This window comes from Clostridium sp. MCC353 (assembly GCF_018785315.1).
In the GTDB taxonomy this organism is placed as follows: Bacteria; Bacillota; Clostridia; order Lachnospirales; family Lachnospiraceae; genus CHH4-2.
Genome location: NZ_WQPN01000127.1, coordinates 135,789 through 147,898 on the forward strand (window position 1 = coordinate 135,789; position 12,110 = coordinate 147,898).

A 12,110-nucleotide genomic window follows, 5' to 3' on the forward strand; every position below is an offset into this window, starting at 1 on the left:
AGGCGATCAATCGTCTCTTTTTTCGTACTGCCAAAAGAAACTGTAAATAATATGATGAAGAGAGTGCAAATAATATAAAAAAGAAATGCGGCCTGTTTGAGCCGTATGTGGTAAAAAAATATGGAAAAAACGAATAAGTCAAAATTTAGAAACAATAGAAACAATGGAAAATACAGAAAGATTCATCTGATATTCAGATTCCTTCAAGGCTCCAAACGCTATTTCACCCTTGCAGTAGCGGCATCGCTGATTTCAACCATATTGAACGCCCTGACACCGCAGATTTTCCGGTTCAGCGTTGATGAGGTGCTCAGTGGAAACAGCGGGGAGCAGGGAAGTTATTTCTACAGCCGCCTGTGGATACTGGCGCTGATGATCGTGGCTGTTGCGGTGGCTTCAGGGTTATTTACCTATATCAGCCGCACCAACACGGCAAAAGCGGGGGAGAATTTCGCTAAAAACCTGAGGGACGCGTTGTTCATCCATGTGCAGAAACTTCCCATGAAGTGGCATGATAAGAACCAGACAGGAGATATTATCCAGCGCTGTACCTCCGATGTGGAAGTGATCCGGGGATTTGTGGTAACGCAGCTTTTGGAAGTGTTCCGAACCGCATTTCTGGTGATCACGTCATTTGTAATGATGTTTTCCATGAACGTGAAGCTTTCCTGCATTGTCCTGCTGTTCGTTCCGGTGGTAATCGTGTATTCCACTGTGTTTTATAAACTGATAGCAGAACGGTTCACAACTGCGGATGAAGCGGAGGGGGAGCTTTCCACCGTTGTCCAGGAGAATGCTACCGGAGTTCGTGTGGTGCGGGCGTTTGGACGGGAGCAGTTCGAGATGGAACGGTTTGACGAGAAAAATGACGCCTTTGCCAGGCTGTGGATCCGCCTGGGGTCTTTATCAGGGCTGTACTGGGGGATTGGCGATCTGATCACGGGGCTGCAGGTGGTTGCGGTCATTATATTCGGAGTGTCGGAAGCGGTCAATGGTTTTATATCCGTTGGTGAGTTCATCGCCTTTGCCGCTTACAATTCGACCCTCGTGTGGCCGATCCGCGGCCTTGGACGCATTCTTTCCGATATGAGTAAAGCCGGAGTTTCTTTTGAACGTGTGGATTATATCATCCGCTCCCAAGAAGAAGCATATGGAAGAGGGGCTGAAAATAATGGTGAAGACAACGCTGCCCAAGTGATGGACAATGAAAAGGCTGAAAACGCCAGTACCGCCCCCGCACCACGCCAAAAACACGCCGATAAAAAATTCGACATCTCCTTCCAAAACGTATCTTTCGGATACGAAAAAGGAAAAGACATGCTCCGGGATGTCTCGTTCACAGTCCCCCAGGGCAGGACTTTTGGTGTGTTAGGCGGCACCGGAAGCGGGAAATCTACGATCATCCAACTGCTTTCCAGGCTGTATGAGCTGGAAGATGGCCGGGGCAATATTTATATCGGAGGCAGGGAAATCAAAGAGATTCCCCTTGAGGAACTGAGAAGAAATATCGGGATGGTCCTGCAGGAGCCATTTTTATACTCCAGAACCATCCGGGAGAATATAGCGGCTTCCGTACCGGATGCATCTCTGGAAGAAATTCGTTATGCGGCGCAGATCGCCTGTATTGACGATGCCATCATGGGCTTTCCGGACGGATATGAGACGCTCGTTGGGGAGCGGGGCGTCACTTTGTCGGGAGGGCAGAAACAGCGGATTGCCATTGCGAGGATGCTGCTTCAGAAAGCGCCGGTTATGGTATTTGATGATTCCTTGTCGGCAGTGGATTCCCAGACGGATTATAACATCCGCCGGGCGCTGAAAGAGCATATGCGGGATGCGACAGTTATCCTGATATCCCACAGAGTTACTTCGCTCATGGGAGCGGATGAGATCATGGTTTTAAACCAGGGCAGAATCGAGGAATGCGGAACCCATGGAGAGCTGATACAAAAAAATGGAATCTACCGCAGGATTTATGAGATACAGATGAGCCGTGACGACAGAAAGAAGATGGAGGGATGACAGATGGCAGCATATGAAGAACAAGAGTATAATAATCCCTTCAGTTTCGGGATATGGATGAAACTGGCCCCGTTTTTTAAACCTTATAAAAAATTTTTCGCGGTTACTTTGGGACTTAATGTCCTGCTGGCAGGAGTGGATATCCTGGTGCCGCTGTTCCAGAGCTATGCCATTGATACGTTTATCATACCGGACCGCATGGATGGGCTGGGGGTGTTTGCGCTGGTCTACAGTCTGGTTATCGCGGCCCAGACTGTTTGTGTCTATCTGTCGGTCCATGCGGCTACCACCATAGAGATGAATGTGGGAAAAGACTTAAAAAGAGCCCAGTTCCAGCATTTGCAGACCTTGTCATTTTCCTATTATAATACCACGCCTGTGGGTTACATCCATGCCCGGGTGATGAGTGACACGCTAAAAATCGCTGGCATGATAGCATGGGGGCTGGTGGATATGTTCTGGGCCCTGATTTATGTGGTCAGTGTGTTTGTGATCATGTTCCTGCTGAATGCCCGGCTGGCCCTCATAATCACCATGATCGTTCCCTGCATCGCCCTGCTGACCGTGTATTTCCAGAACCGGATCCTGAAATGGAACCGGAAGGTGAGAAGGATCAATTCCCAGATCACCAGCGCATACAATGAAGGCATTACCGGCGTTAAAACCTCAAAGAGCATGGTAATTGAAAAGGACAATGAAGAACGTTTCTTCGAAAAGACATCGGATATGCATCAGGCGGCAATCCGTTCGGCGAAGCTGAATGCGGTCTATATTCCGGCCATTCTGTTTTTCAGTTCTGTGGCCTCGGCGGTTGTGCTGGCAAAGGGCGGCTACATGGTGCGGGAAAATCTCATTAAACTGGGAACTTTGTCTGTATTTATCTCTTATGCGGTTGTAATATTTGAGCCGATCCAGCAGCTTGCCAGACTGCTGGCAGACCTGATTTCCTGTCAGGCGAACATAGAGCGGGTGATGGATCTGCTGGAACAAAGGCCCAATGTTGTGGACCGGCCCGACGTGTTAAAAAAATACGGGGATTCCTTTGCGCCAAACCGGGAAAATTGGGAAAAGATCCGCGGAGACATTGTATTTGAAGATGTTTCCTTCATGTATCCGGACGGTAAGGAATATGTGCTGGAACATTTTAACCTCCATGTGCCTGCCGGCATGAATGTCGCGATTGTGGGTGAAACCGGGGCGGGGAAATCCACCCTTGTGAATCTGGTGGGCAGGTTCTTTGAACCCACCAAGGGCAGGATTTTGATCGATGGAGTGGATTACCGGGAGAGGTCCCAGCTCTGGCTGCACAGCCAGATCGGCTATGTGCTTCAAAATCCCCATCTGTTTTCAGGCACTGTGCGGGAAAATATAAGATACGGCCGTCTGGACGCGTCGGATGAAGAGATCATGGAAGCCGCGAAAAATGTGTCTGCGGATAAGGTCGTTGAAAAAATGGAAAAAGGTTACGACAGCGATGTGGGTGAGAGCGGAGGCCTGCTTTCCACAGGCGAAAAGCAGCTTATTTCATTTGCGCGGGCGGTTTTGGCCAATCCGGCCATCTTTGTTCTGGATGAGGCCACTTCCTCCATCGATACGCAGACGGAAAAGCTGATCCAGGACGCGACCAACCATCTGCTTAAAGGGCATACTTCATTTGTGATCGCCCATCGTTTATCCACAATCCGCCAGGCGGATCTGATACTGGTTGTAAAGGACGGAAAGATCATAGAGCGGGGCACCCACCTGGAACTCCTTGATAAAAAAGGGTATTATTATGAATTGTATTCCAGACAGTTTGAGGAAGAGGCGGCTATGAAAGTATATGCAGGAGAGCAGAGCGTTTAGCGCGGATGGGACCCTTGGCGGTTATCCATGAAGCCCAGATATTGAATATGCGGCTGGTGGCCGGATGCCTGCAGCCGCTATGTTTTTCGTGTGGTCTGCGCAGTCAATGCGCAGACCTATTTGAATTGTTACGGTTTTACCCATAAATATTTCGAAAGTTCCCTTTTGGTAGTTGCGTTCCGGGTCATATGGTATTATGATTAGACATGACTAACAAAAGAGGAGGGCGCTGATGTTTTTAAGCAATTTGGAAATAGGGAAAACCGCCAAGATTGTGTCTGTCGGAGGAAGCGGTGCGCTGAGACAGCATTTTCTGGACATGGGCCTGATTCAGGGGGCGGAGATAACGGTTGTAAAATACGCACCCATGGGGGATCCCATCGAAATCAGGATTCACGGTTATGAATTATCACTGCGTCTGGAAGACGCGGAAAAGATAGAAATCGGCGAGGCTTACCAAAAAGAAGCGGTGAGCAGAGCGAAGATCAGGAGGAGAAAAAAAGCCCAGCATCCCGGTTTCGGCGAGGGCGGAAAATATCATGTGGAGGAGAATGCCAATCCGCTGCCAGAGGGAACCATCCTCACATTTGCGCTGGTGGGCAATCAAAACTGCGGAAAAACAACGCTGTTTAACCAGTTAACCGGTTCGAACCAGCATGTGGGGAATTTTCCGGGCGTTACGGTAGACCGGAAAGACGGGGTGATAAAAGGGCATAAAGACACTCTGATCACCGATCTTCCCGGGATTTATTCCATGTCGCCGTACAGCAGTGAGGAAATCGTGACCAGGGAATTCCTGCTCAAGGATAAGCCTAAGGGGATCATCAACATTGTAGACGCTACCAATATAGAGCGGAATCTGTATCTGACCATGCAGCTCATGGAACTGAATATCCCCATGGTGATTGCCCTCAACATGATGGATGAAATCAGGGAAAACAACGGCTCCATCCTGATCAATGAATTGGAGGAATTTCTCGGAGTTCCGGTCATTCCCATTTCCGCTGCAAAGGGAGAGGGAATCGGGGAGCTTGTGAGCCATGCCCTGCACATCGCAAAATACCAGGAAAGTCCGGGGGAAATCGACTTCTGCAATGCGGACGGAGGAGAAAATGCGGTTCACCGCTGCGTCCATGCGATCATGCATTTGATTGAAGACCACGCAAAGGCAGCAGGCATTCCGGTGCGTTTTGCAGCCAGTAAACTGGCGGAAGGCGACCAGATTGTGGCGGAAAGTTTGAATCTGACACAGAACGAGAAAGAAATGCTGGAGCACATCATTTTGCAGATGGAAAATGAAAGCCGTATGGACCGTGCCGCTGCCATTGCCGATATGCGTTTCGATTACATAGGGGAAGCCTGTGAGGCCACGGTTATCAAACCGCATGAAAGCAAAGAACGGATCAGAAGCAGGAAAATTGACAGGACTTTGACCGGCAAATACACAGGCATTCCGGCGTTCATAGGGATTATGGCCCTTGTGTTCTGGCTCACGTTCAATGTGATTGGAGCGGCCCTTCAGAATCTCTGCGACATGGGAGTGACCATGATTACCGGCCTGGTGGACCGGAGCATGACGGCCCTGCATGTCAATGAAGCCCTGCATTCCCTGGTCATAGATGGAATCTTCAGCGGCGTCGGCAGTGTGATCAGCTTTCTTCCGGTGATTGTCACCCTGTTTTTCTTCCTGTCCCTTTTGGAGGACAGCGGTTATATGGCGCGGGTGGCATTTATCATGGACAAGCTGTTGAGAAAGATGGGGCTTTCCGGCAGAAGCATTGTGCCCATGCTCATTGGGTTTGGGTGTTCCGTGCCGGGGGTTATGGCAACCCGCACCCTGTCTTCTGAACGGGACAGGAAAATGACCATATTAATGATTCCGTTTATGAGCTGCTCCGCCAAACTTCCGATCTATGCATTTTTTACCGCCGCATTTTTCCCAAGCCATGGGGCGCTTGTGATGGTGGGGCTCTATTTCCTGGGAATCGCTATGGGTATTCTGTCCGCGCTGATCATGAAAGGCACTATGTTTAAAGGCGAGCCTGTGCCGTTTGTGATGGAACTGCCCAATTACCGCATGCCGGGGGCGAAAAATGTGGGACAGCTTCTGTGGGAGAAGGCCAAGGATTTCCTGCAGAGGGCGTTTACGGTCATCTTTATGGCAACCATTATCATTTGGTTTTTACAGAGTTTTAATTTAAGCCTGAACAGGGTGTCGGATTCGGCAGACAGCATGTTAGCCGCTGCGGCCGGGATCATCGCTCCGGTGTTCAAACCGCTGGGCTTTGGTGATTGGCGGATGTCAACCGCATTGATTACAGGCTTCATGGCAAAAGAGAGCGTTGTATCCACATTATCCGTACTTTTTGGTTCGACGGAAGAGCTGCTTCACGTGCTGGCTCCGGCCGGAGCGGCGGCGCTCCTTGTATTTTCCCTGCTCTATACGCCTTGTGTGGCTGCTGTCGCATCCGTTAAAAGGGAGCTGGGCGGCAAATGGGCGCTGTTGGTGGTGTTTGGACAGTGCGCGGTCGCCTGGGCAGCGGCATTTGTTGTACATACGGTCATGCTGTTATTTTAATAATTTGAAGAACCGGGGAATATGGAGGACGTCAGATGAGTGCGGTCGAGCGTTATATAGAATTTATTAAAGAAGCGGAATTGTTAAAAGGAGTCCTTCGCACTGCGTGGCAGTCCACGGGACGGCAGGAGAGCACAGGAGAACATTCCTGGAGGCTGGCGCTATTTGCAGCCGTGATGCTGGAGGAATTTCCGGAGCTGGACGGCAGAAAGACTTTGATCATGTGCCTGATTCATGATTTGGGGGAAATCTATGACGGAGACATTTCAGCGGCACTGCATCCGGACGCCGGAAAAAAGGCTGAGGACGAGGGCCGGGCGGTGGAGAGGGTATGTTCCCTGCTGCCTGAAGGACTTGGAACAAAATATATGAATATCTGGCTGGAATACGCCAACGCTTCATCAAAAGAAGCCCTTTTTGTGAAAGCGCTGGATAAAGCGGAAACCATCATCCAGCACAACCAGGGGAAGAACTCGGAAAATTTTGATTACGGTTTCAATCTGGAATATGGGAAAGAATATTTCCGGGGCAGTGATGAACTGGAGGAGCTGCGCAGGAAGCTGGATGATGAGACAAGAATGAAAATGACCGGAAAAGAGAGGTGATCCGGAGCCTGCCGTTCTGGTGTTAATGTGACTGCCGATGGGGCAGGAATACAAAAAGAGAGAGGAAATGACAAGTTATCCCTTGCCGTCCCCTCTCTTTTTTATAGGTCTAAATACTTCCGCAGTTCCCGTATCATCACCGGAATATCCAGCGGTTTTGCCAGATGGCAGTTCATGCCGGCTTTTTTGGCAGTTTCGATGTCCTCCGCAAATGCGTCCGCAGTCATGGCGAAGACAGGAATTGTGGACGCGTCTTCCCGGTCCATGCTTCTGATCCGCTTCACCGCTTCATAGCCGTTTAGAATGGGCATCTGTACGTCCATCAGGATTAAATCATAATATCCGGGCGGCGACTGTTCGAATTTTTCAGCGCAGGACAGGCCGTTGTCCGCAGTATCGATCCGGGCGCCCATTCCGGTTAACAGTTCCCGTACAATCTCCTGGTTGAGCATGTTATCCTCGGCCAGCAGAATGCGGAGTCCGGAAAGATCAATGACATCGCTGTTTTTTTCATCAGCAGTTTCCGCATGCATCACATGTTTCAGAATGCAGTAATAAAGGCTGGACTTGAAAATAGGCTTCTGGATGAACCCGTTAATGCCCGATTCTAACGCCTGTGTTTCAATGGTGCTCCAGTCATATGCGGAAATTATGATGATGGGGATATCGTGTCCCGTCTGGCTGCGTATCATCTCTGCCGCCTGAATGCCATTTAAATCCGGCATCTTCCAATCCATTAAAATCAAGTCATAATCCTGACCCTGAAAATGGGCGGATACAGCCTTTTCCACAGAAGTCTGCCCGTGTTCTGCTATATCGAATTCCACGCCCAGCTGGCGCAGAAATTCTCCTGCTGCCCGGCAGGTATCGGAATCGTCATCCACGAAAAGAACCCGGATCCGCGGCAGGAGCATGTCCTCATCAGGAATGGAGCCGGGCAGCGCCAGATCCAGTTCAACGGTGAAAACAGATCCCTTTCCCTGCTCACTCTCTACGGAAATCATCCCTCCCATTATATCCACAATCATCTTAGTAATGGCCATTCCCAGGCCGCTGCCCTCGGTCTGAGTGACCCGGCTGTCCTGTTCACGCGTAAACGAATCAAAAATATTTTCCAGAAATTCCGGTTTCATGCCGATTCCGTTATCAGATACCCGGAATGTGAAATGCGCACAGTTTTCCCTGGCAGAAGGGGATTCCGTCACATCTACACAGACAGAACCGCCTTCTGGAGTGAATTTTACAGCGTTGGAAAGCAGATTGATCATAACCTGGTTGAGGCGGAGGGAATCAAAGTACAGGGTTTCGTGCTCTATATGGTGCAGACGGATATCAAATGTCTGATTCTTTTTCGCTATTGTGGGCTGAACAATATTTACAAGGCCGGACAGCAGTGTTTTTAAGGAAGCGGTATCGTTATTCAGGGTCATTTTACCGCTTTCAATTTTAGACATATCCAGGATGTCGTTGATTAATCCGATTAAAAGCTGGCCGGACTGGCTGATGTTTTTTAAATACTCCCTTACTTTTTCCGGCTCCTCTGCGTGGTCAAAAGCAAGCCGGGTCATCCCGATGATGGCGTTCATTGGAGTTCTGATATCATGGGACATATTGGACAAGAAACGGCTTTTGGCAAGATTGGCGCTTTCGGCAGCTTTCCGTGCATCCTCCTCAGCCAGAAGGATGCGGCTGGCTGAATTCCTGTACAGAATAAAAAATGCCGCTGTAACAAGGCTGCAGGCCAGAATTATAAGCAGAAAGACCTGTGAGTTATGTATGATATTGTCCGCCTGTTCCATGATGATGCGGTTTGGAACAATGGAAACCACATACCAATCCGGGCTGCTCTCCATAGGCACATAGCAGAAAACATACTCTTCTCCCTGATACCGGAAACGGGCCACTCCCTTTTGCCCACCGGACAGAGCTCCCTGAAAGGATTTTACTTCCAGCGGGTCGTTGCCCTGCAGATCGATGATGTCAAATAGATTGTGGAACGTGCGGTTGCTGCTGCGGTGCCTGGAACGGATCAGGATATCGCCGTCACGGTTCACCACATAGGAGAAGCCGGTGTTGTTATAAAAGGAAAGGGAGAAACGTTCCGCAATTTCCGACAGCGGCTGGGCCTTTTGCGCATAACCTTCAGAACCGTCGGGCCACCAGAAGCGTTCATAATAACCCATTGTCCAGATGCCGGTGTGACCGTCCAGGAAGGGTTCCCTGATCCCCCGGCCTTGGAAAGAGCGGAAGATATTAAGCTGCTCCGGTTCCAATTCAATGGGATCATCAATAGAAGACGTATAAAGACGTCCGGTATCCAGATTAACACAGATATAGGATGAGCGAAGGTCATCGGACAACTGCATCTTGCTCAGAAGGGCCGGTTCGTCATTGGATTCATCAGCCGCTATCTGAGCGGTCATCTGATGAAGCATTTCCATATCCTTCTCAATATAAATATCCAGTGCGTGGCCTCCCTGGGCGGTCACCTCTAAAATATCGGTAACCGCCTCGTTCCAAAGGGAACGCTGTACACCGGTGATGTAACAGATTCCTCCTACCAGGATGACTGCCAATGATAAAACCAGAAGAAATGCATTTTGTTTTTGTTTTGTTTTCATAATGTATGACCTCTATTCCATTTTAGAACGGTCACTGAGCAGAGCCTTCATGTGAGAAACCGCTGTCTCTGCATCGTCTCCATTCAGCATTCCTGTAATACACTGCCGGGACAAATCCCAAATGGGAAAATTTAAATTGTCGTCGGAGCCGATAACGCTGCGCCCGTTGGTGAGATATGGGCCGATGGACTGGATTGCCGTATCTTCCGCCAGGCGGTTTTCGTTCAGAGGGCTGAACGAGCTTTGGCTGTCCACAAATTCCCACATGGCATCGTTTTGTGTCAGATATTCAACAAATTGTTTGGCCTCTTCTAAGTGGGGGCTTTTTGCATTGATACTGATCCGGGTGTCCACATTGATGACCAGAACACTGCCGTCTTCCATAATGGGATAGGGCCTTACCTCAAATTCAAAATCCGGCTCTAAATCGCGCAGGCGGGGAACTGCCCAGGCGCCAGTCAGCATAAAGGGCTGTGTCCCTTCTGCGAACAGGATCAGATCGTCCTTGGTCTTTGCGGTAACAAGGGCTTCTTCTGAATCCACCCATCCCTGTTCCAGCATTTTTTCAACCAGAAGAAAACCGGGGCGGAGCGTTTCTACCAGTTCCGCATGGCGGTCGTTGAAAACCTTGATTTTATCGGCGCTGCCATCCTGCTGATAGTAGGGGAGCAGAGATTTCGCAAGAACGACGGTTTTAAGAGAGATGTCGTTATTGGCAACAATCGGAGTGATGCCCTGTGAGACAAAATAATCACAGACTTCTTCCAGCTCGGCCAGATTTTCCGGGATTTTCTGCTCATGCAGTTTCAGCAGATCCAGATTGCAGTACAGACCGAAAGCGGATATGGAGGTGGGGAGATAGAAAATGGTTCCGTTCGCGGACATCTGGCTTTTTGCCAGAGGGCTGAAGTGTTCAAGGGTGGACAGGTCTGAGAGATCAGCCAGTTTTCCCTGCTGTCCAAATTCCAGAACCCGGATCAACCATGAAGATATCATCTCCATGGCCGGTTGAAATCCTTTTTTCCAGGATTTCAAAATATTTGGGGCTTTTGATGCCGTCATAAGAAATATTTATGTCAGGATAGTCGTCCATAAAACTATGGAGAGAATCTTCAATGGCCATAACATTGAGCGCTTCGTATTTAAAACCAAAAAAAGTCAGGTTTGTTTGTGGTTCCGTATCCTGTTCGGGCGTTTCATAGATGATATTTTTCCCCGGCTGGGAAGTACAGCCGGTAAGTATGCCTGCCGCTAAAACAAATATCACGGCATTTGACAAAAAACACCTCATTTTTTTCATGGTATATACCTCATATCCAATGTATTCTGTAATTGTATTAATCTGTCGGCAGTATTGCGGTAGAAAATAAAGGTTCACAGATTTTTATGTTTTCTATTGTAACATGGCAAAGAAGGCAATACAAGGAAAACAGCCAATGCAAAGGAAACGGCTGATAATAAGGAAAAAGTTAATATTAAGAAAACAGCTAATATTAAGAAAACAGCCCTCCCGGTGTTTCATTTTTTTAATATGATACGGATAAGATACGGATAAGATACGCTATGAATGGTTGACTTCTTATACGTATATGTTATAATATAAAGAGTATACGTTATAACATATAGCAGATTTAAGGAGCGGAAGATGGAAAGCAAATACAGGAAATTATATAATATCTTGCTGGAAAAGATCGAAAAAAAAGAGTATAAGCCGGGAGATAAGCTTCCTTCGGAAGGAGATTTGATGGAACTTTACGGCGCGTCCAGGGATACGGTGAGGAAATCGCTGAATCTGCTTGTGCAGGATGGATATATACAGAAATCCAGAGGGAAAGCCGCGGTTATACTGGATAAAAACAAGTTTAATTTCCCTGTGTCTGAGATAGCCAGCTTTAAAGAGATTTATAGAAATTCAACTTCTGTGGTGGAAACTCTTGTGGAGAATTTAGAGATTGTGAAGGGAGATTCAAAACTCATGGACTGCCTTCAGTTAAAGCCGGAAGAAGAGGCGTTTTCCCTGGTCAGGATTAGGAAAATTGATGGGGAACGAATCATCATAGACAAAGATTATTTTTCCAGAAAGACGGTTCCCAACCTTCCTTTGAGGGCGGCGCAGAATTCGATCTACGAATACCTGGAGCAGGAGATGGGTCTGAAAATCGGGTTTGCCATGAAAGAAATTACAGTTCACCCGGTAACGGAAGAGGACCAGCGGATGCTGGATTTAAAGAGTTATGATATGGTGGTGGTGGTAAAAAGTTATACGTATTTGGAAGACTCTACGCTGTTTCAGTACACAGAATCCAGACATCGGCCGGATAAGTTTAAGTTTGTGGATTTTGCGAAGAGGAAGGTGGAGTAAATCTTTATTTAGTTGATTGGCGGAAGTAACGCCGGGGATCCAGGGAATGTGAGGCCCGAAACCGTTCAGGCGGATGG

Annotated in this window: 8 protein-coding genes; 5 read left to right on the top strand and 3 right to left on the bottom strand. The window is 48.5% G+C overall.

The features are described from left to right. The first annotated feature begins 120 nt into the window (after nucleotides 1–120). The 4 genes from GPL15_RS20690 to GPL15_RS20705 all read left to right on the top strand — a co-directional run bounded on the left by GPL15_RS20690 (nucleotide 121) and on the right by GPL15_RS20705 (nucleotide 7,050). Complete coding sequence (locus GPL15_RS20690; RefSeq protein WP_215700565.1) at nucleotides 121–2,022, top strand: ABC transporter ATP-binding protein; 1,902 nt, start codon at nucleotides 121–123, stop codon at nucleotides 2,020–2,022. Between the two features lie 3 nt (nucleotides 2,023–2,025). Next, nucleotides 2,026–3,867 carry an ABC transporter ATP-binding protein gene (locus GPL15_RS20695; protein ID WP_215700566.1) on the top strand — a complete coding sequence of 614 codons (1,842 nt, stop codon included), beginning with the start codon at nucleotides 2,026–2,028 and terminating at the stop codon, nucleotides 3,865–3,867. Nucleotides 3,868–4,099: 232 nt separating this feature from the next. Then, complete coding sequence (feoB, locus tag GPL15_RS20700; RefSeq protein WP_215700567.1) at nucleotides 4,100–6,445, top strand: ferrous iron transport protein B; 2,346 nt, start codon at nucleotides 4,100–4,102, stop codon at nucleotides 6,443–6,445. A gap of 35 nt (nucleotides 6,446–6,480) precedes the next feature. After that, nucleotides 6,481–7,050: an HD domain-containing protein gene (locus GPL15_RS20705; RefSeq protein WP_215700568.1), complete on the top strand. Its 570-nt coding sequence runs from the start codon at nucleotides 6,481–6,483 to the stop codon at nucleotides 7,048–7,050. 101 nt (nucleotides 7,051–7,151) lie between these two features. Here the strand turns inward: GPL15_RS20705 and GPL15_RS20710 are convergent, their stop codons facing one another. Genes GPL15_RS20710 through GPL15_RS27610 form a run of 3 tightly spaced genes read right to left on the bottom strand, consistent with a single transcriptional unit; the run spans nucleotide 7,152 to nucleotide 10,971 of the window. Continuing rightward, a complete protein-coding gene (locus GPL15_RS20710) occupies nucleotides 7,152–9,671 on the bottom strand; it encodes a response regulator (protein WP_215700569.1) in 2,520 nt (839 codons plus the stop codon). A 12-nt stretch (nucleotides 9,672–9,683) separates the two neighbouring features. Beyond that, entirely contained in the window at nucleotides 9,684–10,673 is a 990-nt protein-coding gene (locus tag GPL15_RS20715) for an extracellular solute-binding protein (protein WP_252198532.1), read from the bottom strand. Next, nucleotides 10,609–10,971, bottom strand: a complete 363-nt coding sequence (locus tag GPL15_RS27610) for a hypothetical protein (RefSeq protein ID WP_252198533.1) — start codon at nucleotides 10,969–10,971, stop codon at nucleotides 10,609–10,611. Before GPL15_RS27610 ends, GPL15_RS20715 begins: the two co-directional genes overlap by 65 nt. A gap of 345 nt (nucleotides 10,972–11,316) precedes the next feature. Between GPL15_RS27610 and treR the strand changes: the two genes are divergently transcribed. After that, complete coding sequence (gene treR, locus GPL15_RS20720) at nucleotides 11,317–12,033, top strand: trehalose operon repressor (RefSeq protein WP_215700570.1); 717 nt, start codon at nucleotides 11,317–11,319, stop codon at nucleotides 12,031–12,033. Nucleotides 12,034–12,110 lie beyond the last annotated feature (77 nt).